The sequence below is a fragment of the Anoxybacillus sp. LAT27 genome (genome assembly GCF_022030075.1).
Classification (GTDB): Bacteria; Bacillota; Bacilli; order Bacillales; family Anoxybacillaceae; genus Anoxybacillus; species Anoxybacillus kestanbolensis.
This window is the reverse complement of record NZ_JAIWYK010000421.1, coordinates 92,180-110,203: the sequence shown is the minus strand read 5'-3', so window position 1 is coordinate 110,203 and position 18,024 is coordinate 92,180. Positions and strand designations below refer to the sequence as shown.

Genomic DNA, 18,024 nt, shown 5'->3' with positions numbered 1-18,024 from the left:
ACACAAGCGTTTATTATTTTACAGCAAATAGTAAGGGGGAGAAGTTGATGAAAAAAGGAATAATTGCAACACTTGTTTTTATGCTTATGTTTGCGCTCGTAGGGTGTGGCAGTTCAACAGAAAAAACAGCGACAACAGAAAAGAAAATTACGGTTGTCACAGACGCAGCGTTTGCGCCATTTGAGTACATGGATAAAGGTGAGATTGTCGGTTTTGATGTCGATTTATTAAAAGCAGTCATGAAAGAAGCGGGACTAGCATATGAATTAAAAAATATCGGTTGGGATCCATTGTTTGCAGCGATTCAAGGAAAGACAGCGGATATGGCTGTTTCAGGTATTACAATTAACGATGATCGAAAACAAACATATGACTTTTCCATTCCGTACTTTGAATCGACACATATGATTCTTGTGAAAGAAGGAAGTTCGATTAAAAGCGCGAAAGATTTACAAGGAAAAGTTGTCGGTGTACAAAACGGTACAACAGGACAAGAAGCCGTTGAAAAAATTTTAGGAAAAGAGAATCCAAATATTAAAAAGTTTGAGAATACAGTCGTTGCGATTATGGATTTATTAAACGGTGGTGTCGAAGCAGTTGTGACAGATAATGCCGTTGCGAACGAATATGTGAAAAACAACCCAGATGCGAAAATTGTAGCATTTGAAGACCCAGAACATTTTGAATCTGAATTTTACGGTTTCATGTTCCCGAAAGGAAGCGAGTTAAAACAAAAAGTAGATGAAGCGTTGAAAAAAGTAATTGAAAACGGAACGTATACAGAAATTTATAAAAAATGGTTTGGTACAGAACCGAATATTGAATCATTACAACAACAGCAATAACACAGCAATAACGTCGACGAAAAATTGCGTAACTGTAGACAGTTACGCAATTTTTATCAAGAAGAAAGGTGAGGGATGATGGATTTTCGTTTCAACATTATTGTAGAATATGCCCCGTTTTTTTTGAAAGGGGTACTATGGACAATCGGCTTATCTTTGATCGGTATCCTTTTCGGAACGATTCTCGGTTTAGCCATTGGGCTTGGGAAAATGGTTCAAAATCGTCTTGTTCGTTTGCCGTTTGATTGGTACGTTCATTTTTTCCGTGGCACGCCATTATTTGTACAAATTTTACTTATTCATTTTGGTGTTATGCCGATGTTTACTGCTCAACCGAATCCACTCATGTCGGGAGCGATTTCGTTATCTTTAAATGCCGCTGCGTATATCGCTGAAATTTTCCGCGCCGGCATCCAATCCATTGACCGCGGTCAAATGGAAGCTGCTCGTTCGCTTGGAATGACACATGTGCAAGCGATGCGTTACATTATTTTGCCACAAGCGATCAAGCGCATGATTCCGCCGCTTGGCAACGAATTTGTCGTTCTTATTAAAGATTCATCACTTGCAGCAATTATTGCGGCACCTGAGCTTATGTATTGGGGACGAGCGATGCAAGGGCAATATTATCGCGTCTGGGAACCGTACTTAACGGTTGCGCTTATTTATTTAGTGCTCACCCTTTCATTAAGCAAGTTGCTACATCGGTTAGAAAGAAGGTATGATGCATGATTCGGGTTACTAATTTAAAAAAATCATACGGATCACTACAAGTGTTAAAAGGTATTGACGCACACATTCGTGAAAAAGAAGTGGTCGTTGTCATCGGTCCGTCTGGATCGGGAAAGTCGACATTTTTACGTTGTTTAAACATGTTGGAAGATTTTGATGAGGGGGATATCGTCGTTGACGGATTTCATTTGAAAGATCCGAAAACGGATTTAAATAAAGTGCGTGAAGAAGTCGGCATGGTGTTTCAACGATTTAATTTATTTCCGCATATGACGGTACTTCATAATATTACACTCGCCCCGATGAAAGTGCGCAAATGGTCGAAAGAAAAAGCGACAGAAAAGGCGATGCAATTGCTTGCGAAAGTCGGTTTACAAGATAAAGCGCACGTATATCCGGATTCATTATCAGGTGGACAGGCACAGCGTGTAGCGATCGCTCGTGCGCTCGCGATGGAGCCGAAGGTAATGTTATTTGACGAGCCGACGTCTGCGCTCGATCCCGAAATGGTCGGGGAAGTGCTTGCTGTCATGAAACAACTGGCAAAAGAAGGAATGACGATGGTCGTCGTGACACATGAGATGGGATTTGCTCGTGAAGTTGGGGATCGCGTTCTCTTTATGGACGGTGGAGTAATCGTCGAAGAAGGAACGCCACAACAAATTTTTGATGCGCCACAACATGAGCGAACGAAGTCGTTTTTATCGAAAGTGTTATAAGAAAAAGGTGTCCCGTTTGTCAGGACACCTTTCGTCTTTATGCTAACAATTGTTTATCTAACGCTACTTCGACCGGAACGTAATCGTAACCGAGGTCGCGTGCGACTGCCTCGTATGTGATTTCTCCGTTTGCTACGTTTACACCGAGGCGTAATGCCGGGTTGTCCGCAACAGCTTTTTGCACGCCCTTATTTGCAATTTGTAGTGCGTACGGCATTGTGACGTTTGTCAATGCGAGTGTAGATGTGCGTGGAACCGCCCCCGGCATGTTCGCGACTGCATAGTGAACGACGCCGTGCTTCACGTATGTTGGGTTGTCGTGTGTTGTCACATGGTCGCTCGTTTCCACAATGCCACCTTGGTCGATCGCTACGTCAACGATGACCGAGCCTGGTTGCATCGCTTTTACCATTTCTTCTGTCACAAGTTTTGGCGCTTTTGCTCCTGGGATTAATACGGCACCGATCACAAGGTCAGACTCCGCAACAGCTTGTGCGATGTTCATTGGATTAGACATAAGCGTATTAATTTGGCTTCCGAAAATATCGTCAAGTTCACGTAAACGTTCTGCGCTTAAGTCGATAATTGTTACGTTTGCACCTAAGCCGATCGCCACTTTTGCAGCGTTTGTTCCGACGACACCGCCACCAATAATTGTAACTTTTCCACGACTAACGCCAGGAACGCCTGAAAGAAGAATTCCTTTTCCGCCTTTTGGTTTTTCAAGGAATTGTGCGCCAATTTGTGCTGCCATGCGTCCTGCTACTTCGCTCATCGGTGTTAAAAGTGGCAACGTACGACCAACTTGTACTGTTTCATAAGCGATCGCAATGACACCTTTTTCTTTCAATGCACGTGCCAACTCTGGCTCAGCAGCAAGATGTAAATATGTGAATAGCACTAATCCTGGACGGAAATACTCGTATTCGCTCGGTAGCGGCTCTTTTACTTTCATCACCATATCTGCTTGTGCCCAAACGTCTGCAGCGTGCTCAATGATTTGCGCCCCTGCCTGAACGTAATCTTCATTTGTGAAACCGCTTCCAATTCCTGCATCTTTCTCAATGATAACAGTATGTCCATTGCTGACAAATGACATAACGCCAGCAGGTGTAATCGCTACACGATTTTCGTTATTTTTAATTTCCTTTGGAACACCAATAATCATGTGCTGTTTCCCCTTTCATGTTGTCTTTCATTATTATCTACAGTATAAATGTTTTTTATCATTTGGTGTTTGTTTAGAAAAGAGAAAGAAAAAACGAGCTTTTGTGGATTTCCACAAAAGCTATGTTGTCCGATATTTGTCTAATTTCATATCGATATATAGTTTCACTTTTTCGCTCATGTTCCCTAGGTCGATGTTTCCGATTTCATTGATTCGCTTCAGACGGTAAGCAAGCGTATTCGGGTGAATATTGAGCGTTTTCGCCGTTTCGTTGACGTTGCTGTCACAGTCGAGATACGTTTCGATCGTCTCAACTAAGTTTGTATGATGCTGTGCATCGTATTGTTTCAGCTTTTCGAGTGCTGCGTTGTGGAAATCCCCATGTCGTTTTTTCTCAAAAAGTAAATCAAAAAATTGATACATGCCGAGATGTTGATAACCTTGAATATTCGCAAGTTGATGAGGAAAGGCGCGTTTCATTTTCAATACCGTTTGCGCTTCTTCGTAGCTTTTAGCAATTTTTGTATAGCACTCATATACATTTCCGAATGCTCCCATCATAATGTCAACGCGAAATCGTTCTTTCATTTGCGTCATAAATGAACGGAAAAATCGTTCAATATGCGCTTCCCCATAGACGTTCGAACTTGGCGCAACGAGCACAATTAACCGCTGATGATCAATCGTATAAAGCGGAATAGCGAGTTGTTGTGTCGTTTTTAATAAGTAATCAATTTGCCGCTCTACTTGCGTTTGAATGTGTTGTTGAAATTGAAAAATGCCGACAGAAAAAAACGGATACACATGTACGTTTAGTTGATGGCATTGTTCAACGATGTCATGGGCAGATGAAAAATGTCCGGTGAGTAGTTTCCAAAAAAACTCTTGAATGCGCTCTTCTTTTTTATGTTTGCGAATTTGTAATTGCAACAATAAATTTTTTGCTGCTTTCGCTGCTTGTTTTAACAAATCAAACTGATGTTCTGTCCACGGCTCATTCATTTCAATTGCCCAAATAAATCCGAGCACCTCTTTATTTTTCCAAATCGAGATAGCGATGCGATTGCCTAGCCCTACTTCTGAAATTTCGGCGACACGAACAGGCTCCTCACTTTGTAAAAGTTTTGGAATCACCCCTTCGCGCCATAAACTATTAATGACGCGCTCTGGCACACGACGATGAATGATGGTCGCTGTACGGGCGGGATCAGTATAATGCTCATGTCCACTGTAAGCAATTAAGCGATGGTTTGCATCTTCAATCGTAATCGGACATTGCAATAACTCGCTCACACGATCGGCAAACTCCTCTAAACTTTCAAAATGAGTGGCAAAAGGATTCATGACATCCACTCCGTTTCTTACGTTGTTTTACGATTATTGTAGCACGTTTTATTTTTGTGCGTTGCATTTGCATAATTAAACGTATTACGATGGAATGGGAGGGATGATGATGAAGCAAGGAGTTATTAGTCTTGGTGAAGCGTTAATCGATTTTATTCCACTTGATGCAACAAATCAGGCGTATCAAAAAAGCCCAGGTGGAGCGCCTGCAAATGTTGCGGTTGGTGTTGCACGGATCGGTGTTCCAGCGACGTTTTTAGGGAAAGTTGGTCGCGATGTATTAGGCGTTTTTCTAAAAGAAACGCTTGATGCATATGGAGTGAATACATCTTTCCTTCAATTTAGTGATGATGTTCGCACAGGTGTCGTTTTTGTAACGTTAGCGGAAAACGGAGAACGGAGCTTTGATTTTTACATTAACCCGAGCGCTGATCGCTTTTTGTGCGAAGAAGAAATTGATGAGTCGTTATTTCGGACACATCGCATTCTTCATTTTGGTTCGATCTCACTCATTAGTGAGCCAGCACGAAGCGCTACAAAGCGAGCTGTTATGCTAGCTAAAGAAAACGGCATGATCGTTTCATATGACCCCAATTTGCGCCTTGGTTTATGGGAAAGTGAACAGCAAGCTCGCGAAATGATTGTGTCGATGTTACCAGAAGCGGATGTACTTAAAATTTCTGAAGAAGAGTTGACATTCATTACAGGAGAGCAAGATATTCAAAAAGGTATTGATGCCCTTGCCCTATACAATATTCCCCTCATCGTTGTTACGCTAGGAGAGAATGGTAGTTATGCGTTTACGAAAGAAGGATCCGTATTTACGCCAGCGCTTAAAGTAGAGGCGGTTGATACGACAGGAGCGGGTGATGCTTTCGTTTCTGGCATGCTGTATTGCTTGCACGAAAGAGGAGGAACAATCGATTCGTTATCCCTTACGGAAATTGAACAAATGGCGCGTTTTGCGAGCGTTTCTGGAGCGTTAGCTGCATCAACGAAAGGGGCAATGACAGCGTTGCCAACACGCGATGAAGTCGAACGTATTTTACGCGAAGGTTGGTCGAAATAATAGAAATTATGTTAAAACTTTTTCTTGTCAAATGTTCAGTTTTTTTCGTATGATGAAAGAAAAGGGAGTATTCCTTCAAATATGGAAGGTTGCTCCTTTTTTCAGTCAATAATAAAAGGTGATGAAGCGATGGAGCAAGATAAGCTAAAAAAAGTCGTTGAAGCAGCGAAATTGTATTATTTACTAGACTACAATCAAAACGATATTGCAAAAAAACTTGGCGTATCGCGGCCGACGGTGTCGCGTTTACTACAACAAGCAAAAGAAGAAGGGATTGTAGAAATTAAAATTAACGATCCGGCTGAAGATATTCAACAGCTAGCAAAACAACTTGAACAAAAGTTCAATCTAAAAAAAGCAATTGTTGTGTCGGTCCCTGAACATCAAGATGGCATTATTAAAAAATATTTAGGAAAAGAAGCGGCAGAATATTTACGGTCGATCGTCAAAGACGGCGATGTGATCGGTGTCACATGGGGAACAACGTTGTATCACGTCGCATTACAGCTAAGGCATAAACACGTCAAAGATGTGAAAGTTGTGCAATTAAAAGGAGGCGTTAGCTTATCAGAAACGAATACGTTTGCGTCAGATATTTTACACTTGTTTGGAAGCGCCTTCAATGCAACAGTGCATCATTTGCCGTTACCTGCGATCGTTGATCACGTCGTTGTTAAGCAGGCAATGGAAGCAGATCGCCACATTCGCAAAATTCTCGATCTCGGTCGACAAGCGAATATTGCTGTATTTACGATTGGACCAATTAAATCGGAGTCGCTATTGTTCCAGCTTGGTTATTTTACAGAAGAAGATTTGCAAACGATTTATTCAAAAGCAGCCGGTGACATTTGTTCACGCTTTTTTGATCAAAACGGAAAGCTATGCAGCGAGGAGTTAAATGCACGCACGCTTGGCATTGAGTTAGAAGAGTTGAAAAATAAGGAATACTCGATTGTGATTGCGGGAGGTATTCATAAAGTTGCTGGCATATACGGAGCATTGAAAGGAAAATATGCAAACGTATTAGTAACAGATCAATTTACTGCCGAATGTTTGTTAGAAAAAGAATAAAGGAAAGGGAAGAGGGGGAAAAGAATAAAAGCCCCCTTTATTTATGTAAAAAGGAAGAAAGATTTAGCGAAACCATGAATTTTCTTTGACATTTGTTCATGTTAACGTTTACATACGTTCATTTTCTTGTTATATTGATTACGTAATCAAAATTCAACTTATAGGAGTGTTCAACATGAATATCGTTTGGGGACTTGTCGGTATTGTCGTTGTCCTTGGGATCGCTTTTCTTTCTTCAAACAATCGCAAAGCGATTAATCCACGAACGATTTTAGGTGGTCTTGCGATTCAAGTTTCTTTTGCGTTTATCGTTTTAAAGTGGGAAGCAGGGAAAGCGGCATTGCAGTGGTTGACAAATGGTGTCACAAACATTATTAACTATGCGAACGAAGGAATTAACTTTTTGTTTGGCGGGATGTTTGCGGCAAAAGGCATCGGATTTGTGTTTGCGTTCCAAGTGTTGCCGGTCGTCATTTTCTTCTCTGCATTAATTTCTGTTCTCTACTACATTGGGGTGATGCAGTGGATCATTAAAATGATCGGTGGCCCGCTCGCGAAATTGCTTGGGACGAGCAAAGCGGAGTCAATGTCAGCAGCAGCGAACATTTTCGTCGGTCAAACGGAAGCGCCGCTTGTTATTCGTCCGTACTTATCAAAAATGACACAGTCGGAACTGTTTGCGGTTATGACAGGAGGCTTAGCATCAGTTGCCGGTTCTGTTCTTGTTGGTTATTCGCTTTTAGGTGTTCCGCTTGAATATTTACTTGCGGCAAGTTTTATGGCGGCGCCAGCGGGATTAGTCATGGCGAAAATGATCGTGCCAGAAACAGAGCCGATTAAAGAAGATGAACATTTTGAAATGGAAAAAGACGAGGAATCTACAAACGTCATCGACGCAGCGGCGCGCGGGGCAAGTGACGGCTTAAAGTTGGCTCTAAATATCGGTGCGATGTTGTTAGCGTTTATTGCGTTAATCGCGTTAATTAACGGATTGCTTAGCGGAATCGGAAACTTGTTTAATTACGATGGTTTAACGCTTCAAAAAGTTTTAGGGTTCCTTTTCGCACCTATTGCGTTTGCGATCGGGGTACCTTGGTCTGAAGCAGTGACAGCTGGTGGATTTATCGGACAAAAATTGATTTTAAACGAGTTTGTTGCGTATTCATCGTTTGCGCCACAAATTCCAGAGTTATCAGCAAAAACGGTAGCGATTGTTAGCTTTGCGCTATGTGGATTTGCTAATATTTCTTCGATGGGTATTTTACTTGGTGGTTTAGGAAGCTTAGCGCCAAATCGTCGTAGCGATATTGCACGCATGGGCTTAAAAGCTGTCCTTGCTGGTATGCTCGCTTCGCTGTTAAGTGCATCCATTGCGGGTATGTTTATTTAACGACGAAGCGCCTCGTGCGCTTCGATCACTTCAAATTTTAAGGAGGAATGAATGATGAACATTGCTAGCATGATCGATCATACGTTATTAAAGCCAGAAACAACGAAAGCACAAATTGAAAAACTAGTGGAAGAAGCGAAAAAGTACGAATTTGCATCTGTATGTGTGAATCCAACATGGGTGAAATTCGTTGCTGAGCGTTTACAAGGAACGAAAGTAAAAGTGTGTACAGTCATCGGCTTTCCGTTAGGAGCGACAACACCAGAAGTAAAAGCGTTTGAAACAAAACAAGCGATTGAAAATGGTGCGCAAGAAGTCGATATGGTCATCAATATCGGTGCGTTAAAAGACGGCGATCATGAGCTTGTAGAGCGCGACATTCGTGCTGTTGTTGATGCAGCAAAAGGAAAAGCTTTAACAAAAGTTATTATTGAAACAGCGCTGTTGACAGATGAGGAAAAAGTGCGCGCATGCGAAATTGCGGTTCGCGCTGGGGCAGATTTCGTTAAAACATCAACAGGATTCGCAAGCGGCGGTGCAACAGTAGAAGACGTTGCATTAATGCGCAAAACAGTTGGTCCAAACGTTGGAGTGAAAGCGTCTGGTGGTGTGCGTAGTGCGGCAGATGCAAAAGCGATGATTGATGCAGGTGCAAACCGTATCGGTACAAGCTCTGGACCAGCGATTATGGAAGGAACAACGTCAAACGAAGCATACTAATGGAGGCATTGACCGATGAAAGAAGTATTATTAAGCTTACTTGCTGGGCTTGTTGTTGGGATTTTGTTTAAGTTTTTACGTTTGCCATTGCCAGCTCCGCCTGTATTGGCAGGAATGATGGGGGTATTTGGCGTATATTTAGGTGGCGTCGTTGCCGATTGGTTAATGAAGACGTTTTTTAACTAAACAGCCCAAGAAGGGATGATCAACAATGAATAAACAACAGTTAATTGAAGCGGCAAAACAAGCGAGAGAACGGGCGTACGTTCCGTATTCCAAGTTTAAAGTGGGAGCAGCACTATTAACGAAAGATGGAAAAGTGTACGGTGGCTGCAACATCGAAAATGCATCATACGGTTTATGCAACTGCGCTGAGCGTACCGCTTTATTTAAGGCGTACTCAGAAGGCGATCATGAGTATGCGATGTTAGCCGTCGTTGCAGATACGGAGCGGCCAGTTCCCCCGTGTGGCGCATGCCGTCAAGTCATTGTTGAATTATGTGATCCAAATATGCCTGTTGTTTTAGCGAATATGAAAGGCGATATGCAGGAAACAACAGTAAAAGAACTTCTTCCTGGAGCGTTTTCAAAAGAAGACTTGCGATAAGCGTCGGTTTTCCCGACGCTTTTTGCATTGATACATAACAAAAAAGGAAATATAATCATGAGGAAGACATTTGACAGCTGACAACGGAGGGATGACATGAGTAAAGACGTATCAAGAAACAAGTTGCTTTGGATTGCCGGGCTTGGCTGGTTATTTGATGCGATGGATGTAGGGATGCTTTCGTTTATTATCGCTGCCTTGCAGAAGGAGTGGAATTTAACAGCCGAGCAAATGGGCTGGATCGGGAGTATCAACTCGATTGGCATGGCCGTCGGCGCACTCGTTTTCGGATTGTTAGCTGACCGCATTGGGCGAAAACAAGTTTTCATCATTACGCTTTTATTATTTTCAATTGGCAGTGGATTATCTGCGCTTGCGACAACGCTAACGGTCTTTTTAATTTTACGCTTTCTCATTGGCATGGGGCTTGGAGGAGAGCTTCCGGTTGCATCAACGCTCGTGTCGGAAAGCGTACCTGCCCATGAACGAGGAAAAATTGTCGTTTTATTGGAAAGCTTTTGGGCAGGCGGTTGGTTATTAGCGGCGCTCATTTCATTTTTCATTATTCCGACGTACGGTTGGCAAATGGCGCTCATTTTAGGGGCTGTACCAGCGTTATACGCGATTTATTTGCGCATAAACTTGCCAGATTCACAAAAATTTATGGCAACAAAGGTGGAGCGTCGTTCCGTCTGGCGCAATATTGTGGATGTTTGGGCAAAACCGTATGCCAAGCAAACGACAATGCTTTGGATTTTATGGTTTATGGTCGTCTTTTCTTATTACGGTATGTTTTTATGGTTACCGAGCGTCATGGTCATGAAAGGATTTAGTTTAATTAAAAGCTTTGAGTACGTGCTCATCATGACGTTAGCGCAATTGCCAGGTTATTTTAGCGTCGCGTGGTTAATCGAACGCATCGGTCGCAAAGCGGTACTTGTTATATATTTAATCGGGACGGCGTTAAGCGCTTATTTCTTCGGAAATGCTGAGACGGTTGTTGCGCTTATGACATTCGGGGCATTGTTATCGTTTTTCAATCTTGGAGCATGGGGAGCTCTTTACGCGTACACACCAGAGCAGTACCCAACGGTTATTCGTGCAACAGGGGCAGGAATGGCCGCTTCATTTGGACGCATTGGTGGCATTTTAGGACCGCTTCTTGTCGGTTATCTCGTTGCACAAAAAGTATCAATTACGATGATTTTTGCTGTATTTTGTATCGCGATTTTCATTGGTGCACTTGCCGTTCTTTTCCTCGGCAAAGAAACGAAACAACAAGAACTCGCATAATCATTCGAAAAGAAGCTATAATGGTATCATTGTAGCTTCTTTTTTGAAAGGGGATTTTCTTTTGGGCGTTTCTGTAGTTATTGCGACATATAATCGGTTACTTCCGCTGGCAGAATTGCTAGAGTCGTTAAGCAAACAAACGTATAAGCCAACGCAAGTCATTATTGTCAACGATGGGGGCTCATCGGTACAAGCTGCTGTCGATGCATATCCTGAGCTTTCTATTGAGCTCATGGAATTAAGCGAAAATGTCGGGCACGTCGAAGCTCGGAATATCGGTGTGCGTGCGGCGACAGAAGACTTTATTATGCTTTGTGACGATGACGATTTACTATTGCCGTGCCATATGGAGCGAATGATCGCGAATATGAATGATGCGGATTTTGTATATTCGGACGTAGAAATTTTTCATTATCGCACGGAAAATGGTATGCGTATACCGACCGATCGCTTTTTATTTGCATATGAATATGATTTACAAGCAATGCGTACATTTTCGACGTATGTTCCTTCAGGGAGCATGTATCGGCGCACCATTCATGATGTAATCGGGTATTTTGATTCATACGTTCATAATTATTGGGATTGGGATTTCTTTTTACGTGTAGCGAAAGAGTTTCGTGTCAAACGCGTACCGACAGCGAGTGTTCTTTATGCTTTTTCCAATGAAGGAGATCATTTATCGAAACAAATGAATGAAACGAGACAAATGTATTTAAACCGATTAAGTGAAAAACATGGGTTGGGTGATTTACCGACGAAAAACTTTTGGCTCCTTTTATCAGAGCCGGAAGTACAAAAGCGACAAGCAAAGAGTGAAGTCATATGGAATGGTGAACCGTTTCGTTCCCGTCTCGCCCACTTTATTCATTGCTAGGAGGGGGAAAATGTATTGGTGGAGCATTCAGCAATTATTTCTTTTACTTTTGTTTTCACCGCTTCTTACTCGTCACGTATTTCATGGGTACGTCGGCTCGTTTTTCTTGTTCGTTTGCTTCGCTTTTGGAACGACCGTATTTGCGGAATATATGGTGAAGAAAAAAGGAAAACAAACATGGTTATTTGTCATTGCGCTATTATGTAATGTATCTGTTTTACTTGCTTTTACTTTTGCTATATGAGAAAGCAGAGTCTTTGCGAAGGCTCTGTTTTTTTATTTATGAGAAAGGAATAAAAAGAAAACGTGTCGAAAAACTAAGACAGACAGTTGTGTAGTTTTTACTTGACAAATAAACATTCCTATATGATAATTTATATCGCATTGTAATTGTTATAATTTTATTATTGTTTCAGTCATAATTTTCGTACGACTGGGACAAGCTATGCATATGCAAAAAAATACAACAAGGAGGATGATTCACAATGCCATTAGTAGGAAAACAAGTACAACCATTTAAAGCGATGGCGTTCCATAACGGCGATTTCATCGAGGTAACAGAAGAAAACTTAAAAGGGAAATGGAGCGTTGTTTGCTTCTATCCAGCCGACTTTACGTTCGTTTGCCCAACAGAATTAGAAGATTTACAAAACGAATATCCAAAATTAAAAGAGCTTGGTGTAGAAGTATACTCTGTTTCAACAGATACACATTTCACACATAAAGCATGGCACGACCATTCACCAGCGATCAGCAAAATCGAATATGTGATGATCGGTGACCCTTCACAAAAATTATCACGCATGTTCGAAGTGCTTGATGAAGAAACAGGTCTTGCGCAACGCGGTACGTTCATCATCGATCCAGACGGCGTTATTCAAGCTGTTGAAATTAACGCAGACGGCATCGGTCGCGATGCAAGCACAATCGTAAACAAAATTAAAGCAGCGCAATACGTGCGCAACAATCCTGGGGAAGTATGCCCAGCGAAATGGCAAGAAGGTGGCGAAACGCTTAAGCCAAGCCTTGACCTTGTAGGTAAAATTTAAGGAGGCTTATGTAAATGATATTGGATGCGGAAATTAAAGCACAGCTCGCCCAATATCTACAATTGATGGAAAATGACATTGTGTTAAAAGTGAGCGCGGGAGACGATAAAGTTTCCCGCGATATGCTTGCTTTAGTCGACGAGCTTGCGACAATGTCATCGAAAATCAAAGTAGAGAAAACAACGCTAGAAAGAACACCAAGTTTTAGCATCAATCGCGTTGGTGAAGATACAGGCGTTGTATTCGCGGGCGTGCCTTTAGGACATGAATTTACTTCTCTCGTGCTTGCGTTGCTTCAAGTGAGTGGAAGACCACCAAAAGTCGATCAAGCGGTCATTGAACAAATTAAACATTTAAAAGGGACGTATCGTTTTGAAACATACGTCAGCTTGACATGCCATAATTGCCCAGATGTCGTGCAAGCGTTAAACGTGATGAGCGTATTACATCCGAACATCTCCCATACGATGATCGATGGGGCAGCGTTTAAAGAAGAAGTCGAGCAAAAAGATGTCATGGCTGTGCCGACGGTCTTTTTAAACGGTGAACCGTTCGCAAGCGGACGCATGTCGCTTGAGGAAATTCTTGCGAAGTTAGGAAGCACGCCGGATGCTTCTACTTTTGCAGAAAAAGACCCATTTGATGTACTTGTCATCGGTGGCGGACCTGCCGGTGCAACAGCGGCGATTTATGCAGCGCGTAAAGGCATTCGTACAGGAATCGTTGCGGAGCGCTTCGGTGGTCAAATTTTAGACACGTTAGGCATTGAAAACTTTATTAGCGTCAAATATACAGAAGGTCCGAAGCTTGCGGCAAGTCTTGAGGAACATGTGAAACATTATAATGTTGATATTATGAACTTACAGCGTGCCAAACGGTTAGAAAAGAAAGACCTTATTGAAGTAGAGCTTGAAAACGGTGCGGTGTTAAAAAGTAAAGCCGTCATTATCGCCACAGGTGCACGTTGGCGCAACCTCGGTGTTCCAGGTGAAGCAGAGTTCAAAAATAAAGGGGTCGCTTACTGCCCGCATTGCGATGGTCCGCTATTTGAAGGAAAACATGTTGCGGTTATTGGTGGTGGGAACTCTGGCGTTGAAGCAGCAATTGACTTGGCGGGAATTGCTAAGCATGTGACAGTGCTTGAATTTGCGCCAGAATTAAAAGCGGACGCTGTATTGCAAGATCGTTTATACAGCTTACCGAACGTCACAGTAATCAAAAACGCGCAAACGAAAGAAATTACAGGCACAGATAAAGTGAACGGTCTCACATATATTGATCGCGCAACAGGCGAAGAGCACCATATTGAACTTCAAGGTGTATTCGTGCAAATCGGGCTTGTACCGAATACAGAATGGTTAGAAGGAACGGTAGAGCGCAATCGCTTTGGGGAAATTATCGTCGATAAACGCGGTACGACAAACGTTCCTGGCGTCTTCGCTGCTGGCGATTGTACAGATAGCGCATATAAACAGATTATCATTTCTATGGGCTCCGGCGCAACGGCTTCTTTAGGAGCGTTTGACTACTTAATTCGAAATTAACCATTCTCCACTCCCTTGACGCCCGTATTTTCGTTTGATACAATATCAACCGAACGAAATACAGGTGCAACGATGAAAGATGGATAGTAGCTAAGATCGTTCTTTTATAGCGAGCTAGGGGTGGTGAAAGCCTAGTAAAGACGCTTAGTGAAACGGCAGTCTGGAGTTGCTTTATGCAAAAGTGGATGCGTTACGCATCAACTAGGGTGGAACCGCGGGAGTTGCGCTCTCGTCCCTAGGCGAAAGGCCTAAGGATGAGGGCGTTTTTTGTTTATATTTTACAAAAGGAGGATGAACGATGTCAGTAACGATGGATCAAATTGTAGCGCACGCGAAACATCGCGGTTTTGTTTTTCCAGGTTCAGAAATTTACGGCGGATTAGCGAATACGTGGGATTACGGTCCGTTAGGGACAGAATTGAAAAATAACATTAAACGCGCATGGTGGAAAAAGTTCGTTCAACAATCGCCATATAACGTTGGCTTAGATGCGGCCATTTTAATGAATCCACGCACGTGGGAAGCGTCCGGCCACTTAGGAAACTTTAACGATCCGATGATTGACTGTAAACAATGTAAAGCACGTCATCGAGCGGATAAGTTAATTGAAGGCGCGCTTGAAGCGAAAGGGATTGAAATGGTTGTCGATGGGCTTCCGTTTGAAAAAATGGAGCAGCTCATTCAAGAGCACGACATTGCTTGTCCAGATTGTGGTAGCCGTGACTTTACAAACATTCGTCAATTTAACTTAATGTTTAAAACGTTCCAAGGTGTGACGGAGTCGAGCGCCAACGAAATTTATCTTCGTCCTGAAACGGCACAAGGCATTTTTGTCAACTTTAAAAACGTACAACGGACGATGCGTAAAAAATTACCGTTCGGTATTGCACAAATCGGAAAAAGTTTTCGTAACGAAATTACACCAGGAAACTTTACGTTCCGTACGCGTGAATTTGAACAAATGGAGCTTGAGTTTTTCTGCAAGCCGGGCGAAGAATTACAATGGTTTGATTATTGGAGACAATATTGCGAACAATGGCTTTTATCGCTTGGCATGAAGCGCGAAAACATTCGTTTACGCGATCATTCCGAAGACGAACTATCTCACTACAGCAACGCGACAACCGATATTGAATATAAATTCCCATTCGGTTGGGGCGAGCTATGGGGCATCGCATCACGTACCGATTACGATTTACGTCGTCATATGGAATATTCAGGCGAAGACTTCCATTACCTTGATCAAGAAACGAATGAACGATTTATTCCGTATTGCATTGAACCTTCACTCGGTGCAGATCGTGTGACGCTTGCATTTATGATCGATGCGTACGAAGAAGAACAATTGGCAGACGGCACAACGCGTACCGTCATGCATCTTCATCCGGCATTAGCGCCATATAAGGCAGCTGTATTACCGTTATCGAAAAAGTTATCAGAAGGTGCACGTACAATTTTTGAACAATTGTCACAACACTTTATGGTTGATTACGACGAATCGGGATCAATCGGTAAACGTTATCGCCGCCAAGATGAAATTGGTACACCGTTCTGTATTACGTATGACTTTGATTCGGAACAAGATGAAATGGTGACGGTACGCGACCGCGACACAATGGAACAAACGCGCATTCCAATTGCAGAATTAAAAAGCTTCTTAGAAGAAAAAATTCAGTTTTAAGCAAAAACAGGCTATCCTATAAAGTAGGGTAGCCTTTGTATTAGAAAGGAAGTGCGACGATGAGCATATTAAAAAACGACTGGGCTCCTTTATTAGAAGAGGAGTTTCAAAAACCGTATTATTTAAAGTTGCGTGAGTTTTTAAAAGAAGAATATCGAACGAAAACAATTTATCCTGATATGCACGACATTTTTAATGCCCTCCATTATACTTCATATGCAGATGTCAAAGTTGTCATTTTAGGACAAGATCCATATCACGGGCCAAATCAAGCGCACGGATTAAGTTTTTCTGTAAAACCGGGCGTCGCTTTGCCTCCGTCACTATTAAATATTTTTAAAGAGCTACAAGATGACCTTGGGTGTTATATTCCAAACAACGGTTATTTATTAAAATGGGCGAAGCAAGGGGTGCTATTGCTAAATACCGTATTAACGGTACGACGGGGAGAAGCCAATTCACATAAAGGAAAAGGTTGGGAACATTTTACGGACCGTGTCATTGAACTTGTAAATGAAAAGGATGAACCTGTCGTCTTTATTTTATGGGGACGTCATGCGCAAGCAAAAAAAGCGCTCATCACGAATGAGCATCATTACATCATTGAAGCACCGCATCCAAGTCCGTTTTCCGCCGCACGAGGTTTTTTCGGTAGCCGTCCCTTTTCAAAAACGAACGCCTTTTTACAACAGACAGGGAGAGAGCCCATTGACTGGCAAATCGAAAACATTTGATACACGCGTGAACTGTTATGAATGTAAACATTTTTATGTGACATGGGATGGGCAAATGCCGCGGGGCTGTCGGGCATTCGGTTTTAAAAGCGCGATGTTGCCGTCGATTGTCGTCAGGCAGTCATCTGGGACGCCTTGCATGAAGTTTGTAAAAAAAGAACATAAGGGGAGAAACGGATGAGTTCGTCGCGCTCTATCGCTGTTTCTGTCATTGCGATGATTGTCGCTATTATCGCAGGGACGGTAGGGTTTATGTTTTCTGAGCAATTAACATTTTTTGATGCGCTTTGGTTGACGGTTGTTACGATTTTGACGGTTGGCTATGGTGATACAGTTCCACAAACGTTTTATGGGAAAATGTTTGCGCTCATTATTATTCCCGTCGGTATTAGTATCGTGACGTATGCGACAGGGGCGGTTGTTTCGATGATGATGGAAGGGGAATTTTCGAAAACGGTGCGGAGGAGAAAAATGAAAAAGAAAATAGAAACGATGACACACCATATTATCGTATGTGGATTTGGTCGTGTTGGCGAACAAGTTGTGCGTGAGCTTGTCAAAAATGGGACACGTGTCGTTGTCATCGAGCGGAATGCCGACTGGCTTGAAGAAATGGGCGATCCCATTCCGTACGTTGAAGGCGATGCGACAGAAGATGACGTGTTAATTGCCGCAGGCATTGATCGTGCCGCAGGGTTAGTTGCAGCATTGCCTTCGGATGCTGATAACGTCTTTATTTCTTTAACCGCAAAAGGGCTAAATCCTAATATTCAAGTTGTCGCACGTGCGGAGCGAACGGAATCAGAGGAAAAATTGCGGCGCGCTGGAGCAGACAAAGTCATTAACCCCGCCTTCTTAAGCGGTCGTCGCATGGCGATGACGATGTTAAAGCCGGTGAGTGTTGATTATGTCGATACAATTTTTCACGATCGTGCCGAACAATATGCGATCGAAGAGATTACGATTGAATCGCATTCTTCATTTGTCGGGACATCTGTCCGCGATCAAGCGGTGCGCGCCCGCTTTGGCGTGACGATTATTGCGATTCAACGTCAAAACAACATGATTGGTAACCCAACGCCAGATGAGCGGTTTTGCGTTGGAGATATATTGATCGTATTCGGTGAAAAACGGGCGCTAGAGGCGTTTGAACAGGGAGTCAATAAAAAATAAGCAGCCAC

20 protein-coding genes and 1 other annotated feature are annotated in these 18,024 nt (G+C 42.6%); of the genes, 18 read left to right on the top strand and 2 right to left on the bottom strand.

Going from position 1 to position 18,024, the window contains the following annotated elements:
* Positions 1-47: 47 nt before the first annotated feature.
* The 3 genes from LD028_RS10645 to LD028_RS10635 all read left to right on the top strand — a co-directional run bounded on the left by LD028_RS10645 (position 48) and on the right by LD028_RS10635 (position 2,296).
* The gene (locus LD028_RS10645) at positions 48-845 is read left to right on the top strand and encodes a basic amino acid ABC transporter substrate-binding protein (protein WP_237811801.1); all 798 of its coding nucleotides are present in this window, start codon (positions 48-50) and stop codon (positions 843-845) included.
* 78 nt (positions 846-923) lie between these two features.
* Positions 924-1,577 (top strand): amino acid ABC transporter permease, encoded by a 654-nt coding sequence (locus LD028_RS10640; RefSeq protein WP_237811800.1) that lies wholly within the window; start codon positions 924-926, stop codon positions 1,575-1,577.
* Complete coding sequence (locus LD028_RS10635; RefSeq protein ID WP_237811799.1) at positions 1,574-2,296, top strand: amino acid ABC transporter ATP-binding protein; 723 nt, start codon at positions 1,574-1,576, stop codon at positions 2,294-2,296. The genes LD028_RS10640 and LD028_RS10635 overlap by 4 nt, the downstream gene beginning before the upstream one ends.
* Before the next feature lie 37 nt (positions 2,297-2,333).
* Here LD028_RS10635 and ald read toward each other — a convergent pair whose 3' ends face one another.
* Together ald and LD028_RS10625 are read right to left on the bottom strand one after the other, a co-directional pair.
* Positions 2,334-3,464 carry an alanine dehydrogenase gene (gene ald, locus LD028_RS10630; RefSeq protein WP_237811798.1) on the bottom strand — a complete coding sequence of 377 codons (1,131 nt, stop codon included), beginning with the start codon at positions 3,462-3,464 and terminating at the stop codon, positions 2,334-2,336.
* A gap of 120 nt (positions 3,465-3,584) precedes the next feature.
* Positions 3,585-4,808 (bottom strand): PucR family transcriptional regulator, encoded by a 1,224-nt coding sequence (locus LD028_RS10625; RefSeq protein ID WP_237811797.1) that lies wholly within the window; start codon positions 4,806-4,808, stop codon positions 3,585-3,587.
* 103 nt (positions 4,809-4,911) lie between these two features.
* Here LD028_RS10625 and LD028_RS10620 point away from each other — a divergent pair, with 103 nt between their 5' ends.
* The 15 genes from LD028_RS10620 (at position 4,912) to LD028_RS10550 (ending at position 18,016) form a co-directional block, all read left to right on the top strand.
* Complete coding sequence (locus LD028_RS10620) at positions 4,912-5,877, top strand: aminoimidazole riboside kinase (protein WP_237811796.1); 966 nt, start codon at positions 4,912-4,914, stop codon at positions 5,875-5,877.
* A 129-nt stretch (positions 5,878-6,006) separates the two neighbouring features.
* Positions 6,007-6,948, top strand: coding sequence for a DNA-binding transcriptional repressor DeoR (locus tag LD028_RS10615; protein ID WP_077429126.1), 942 nt, complete (start codon positions 6,007-6,009; stop codon positions 6,946-6,948).
* Positions 6,949-7,123: 175 nt separating this feature from the next.
* Positions 7,124-8,338, top strand: a complete 1,215-nt coding sequence (locus LD028_RS10610; protein ID WP_237811795.1) for a NupC/NupG family nucleoside CNT transporter — start codon at positions 7,124-7,126, stop codon at positions 8,336-8,338.
* 51 nt (positions 8,339-8,389) lie between these two features.
* Positions 8,390-9,058: a deoxyribose-phosphate aldolase gene (gene deoC, locus LD028_RS10605; RefSeq protein WP_009361022.1), complete on the top strand. Its 669-nt coding sequence runs from the start codon at positions 8,390-8,392 to the stop codon at positions 9,056-9,058.
* A 15-nt stretch (positions 9,059-9,073) separates the two neighbouring features.
* Positions 9,074-9,244, top strand: coding sequence for a XapX domain-containing protein (locus LD028_RS10600; protein WP_003397112.1), 171 nt, complete (start codon positions 9,074-9,076; stop codon positions 9,242-9,244).
* 25 nt (positions 9,245-9,269) lie between these two features.
* Positions 9,270-9,665, top strand: a complete 396-nt coding sequence (locus LD028_RS10595) for a cytidine deaminase (protein WP_237811794.1) — start codon at positions 9,270-9,272, stop codon at positions 9,663-9,665.
* A 96-nt stretch (positions 9,666-9,761) separates the two neighbouring features.
* Positions 9,762-10,958, top strand: a complete 1,197-nt coding sequence (locus LD028_RS10590) for an MFS transporter (protein ID WP_237811793.1) — start codon at positions 9,762-9,764, stop codon at positions 10,956-10,958.
* 61 nt (positions 10,959-11,019) lie between these two features.
* Positions 11,020-11,835, top strand: a complete 816-nt coding sequence (locus LD028_RS10585; protein ID WP_237811792.1) for a glycosyltransferase family 2 protein — start codon at positions 11,020-11,022, stop codon at positions 11,833-11,835.
* Positions 11,836-11,845: 10 nt separating this feature from the next.
* The gene (locus tag LD028_RS10580; protein WP_237811791.1) at positions 11,846-12,079 is read left to right on the top strand and encodes a hypothetical protein; all 234 of its coding nucleotides are present in this window, start codon (positions 11,846-11,848) and stop codon (positions 12,077-12,079) included.
* Positions 12,080-12,320: 241 nt separating this feature from the next.
* Positions 12,321-12,884, top strand: coding sequence for an alkyl hydroperoxide reductase subunit C (gene ahpC, locus LD028_RS10575; protein WP_237811790.1), 564 nt, complete (start codon positions 12,321-12,323; stop codon positions 12,882-12,884).
* A 14-nt stretch (positions 12,885-12,898) separates the two neighbouring features.
* The gene (gene ahpF / locus LD028_RS10570) at positions 12,899-14,428 is read left to right on the top strand and encodes an alkyl hydroperoxide reductase subunit F (RefSeq protein WP_237811789.1); all 1,530 of its coding nucleotides are present in this window, start codon (positions 12,899-12,901) and stop codon (positions 14,426-14,428) included.
* A 63-nt stretch (positions 14,429-14,491) separates the two neighbouring features.
* Positions 14,492-14,668, top strand: a binding site (T-box leader).
* A 58-nt stretch (positions 14,669-14,726) separates the two neighbouring features.
* Positions 14,727-16,109, top strand: a complete 1,383-nt coding sequence (locus LD028_RS10565; RefSeq protein ID WP_237811788.1) for a glycine--tRNA ligase — start codon at positions 14,727-14,729, stop codon at positions 16,107-16,109.
* Between the two features lie 59 nt (positions 16,110-16,168).
* Positions 16,169-16,843 carry a uracil-DNA glycosylase gene (locus LD028_RS10560; RefSeq protein ID WP_006321035.1) on the top strand — a complete coding sequence of 225 codons (675 nt, stop codon included), beginning with the start codon at positions 16,169-16,171 and terminating at the stop codon, positions 16,841-16,843.
* Positions 16,818-17,024 (top strand): uracil-DNA glycosylase, encoded by a 207-nt coding sequence (locus LD028_RS10555; RefSeq protein ID WP_237811787.1) that lies wholly within the window; start codon positions 16,818-16,820, stop codon positions 17,022-17,024. The genes LD028_RS10560 and LD028_RS10555 overlap by 26 nt, the downstream gene beginning before the upstream one ends.
* Entirely contained in the window at positions 17,021-18,016 is a 996-nt protein-coding gene (locus tag LD028_RS10550; protein WP_237811786.1) for a potassium channel family protein, read from the top strand. Before LD028_RS10555 ends, LD028_RS10550 begins: the two co-directional genes overlap by 4 nt.
* The last annotated feature ends 8 nt before the right edge of the window (positions 18,017-18,024 follow it).

Coding starts and splice junctions, on each gene's coding strand:
- LD028_RS10595 (WP_237811794.1), top strand. CDS start 9,270: ATGAATAAACAACAGTTAATTGAAGCGGCAAAACAAGCGAGAGAACGG.
- LD028_RS10620 (WP_237811796.1), top strand. CDS start 4,912: ATGATGATGAAGCAAGGAGTTATTAGTCTTGGTGAAGCGTTAATCGAT.
- LD028_RS10560 (WP_006321035.1), top strand. CDS start 16,169: ATGAGCATATTAAAAAACGACTGGGCTCCTTTATTAGAAGAGGAGTTT.
- LD028_RS10640 (WP_237811800.1), top strand. CDS start 924: ATGGATTTTCGTTTCAACATTATTGTAGAATATGCCCCGTTTTTTTTG.
- LD028_RS10565 (WP_237811788.1), top strand. CDS start 14,727: ATGTCAGTAACGATGGATCAAATTGTAGCGCACGCGAAACATCGCGGT.
- LD028_RS10580 (WP_237811791.1), top strand. CDS start 11,846: ATGTATTGGTGGAGCATTCAGCAATTATTTCTTTTACTTTTGTTTTCA.
- ahpC (WP_237811790.1), top strand. CDS start 12,321: ATGCCATTAGTAGGAAAACAAGTACAACCATTTAAAGCGATGGCGTTC.
- ald (WP_237811798.1), bottom strand. CDS start 3,464: ATGATTATTGGTGTTCCAAAGGAAATTAAAAATAACGAAAATCGTGTA.
- LD028_RS10600 (WP_003397112.1), top strand. CDS start 9,074: ATGAAAGAAGTATTATTAAGCTTACTTGCTGGGCTTGTTGTTGGGATT.
- LD028_RS10590 (WP_237811793.1), top strand. CDS start 9,762: ATGAGTAAAGACGTATCAAGAAACAAGTTGCTTTGGATTGCCGGGCTT.
- LD028_RS10635 (WP_237811799.1), top strand. CDS start 1,574: ATGATTCGGGTTACTAATTTAAAAAAATCATACGGATCACTACAAGTG.
- ahpF (WP_237811789.1), top strand. CDS start 12,899: ATGATATTGGATGCGGAAATTAAAGCACAGCTCGCCCAATATCTACAA.
- LD028_RS10550 (WP_237811786.1), top strand. CDS start 17,021: ATGAGTTCGTCGCGCTCTATCGCTGTTTCTGTCATTGCGATGATTGTC.
- LD028_RS10625 (WP_237811797.1), bottom strand. CDS start 4,808: ATGAATCCTTTTGCCACTCATTTTGAAAGTTTAGAGGAGTTTGCCGAT.
- LD028_RS10610 (WP_237811795.1), top strand. CDS start 7,124: ATGAATATCGTTTGGGGACTTGTCGGTATTGTCGTTGTCCTTGGGATC.
- deoC (WP_009361022.1), top strand. CDS start 8,390: ATGATGAACATTGCTAGCATGATCGATCATACGTTATTAAAGCCAGAA.
- LD028_RS10645 (WP_237811801.1), top strand. CDS start 48: ATGAAAAAAGGAATAATTGCAACACTTGTTTTTATGCTTATGTTTGCG.
- LD028_RS10615 (WP_077429126.1), top strand. CDS start 6,007: ATGGAGCAAGATAAGCTAAAAAAAGTCGTTGAAGCAGCGAAATTGTAT.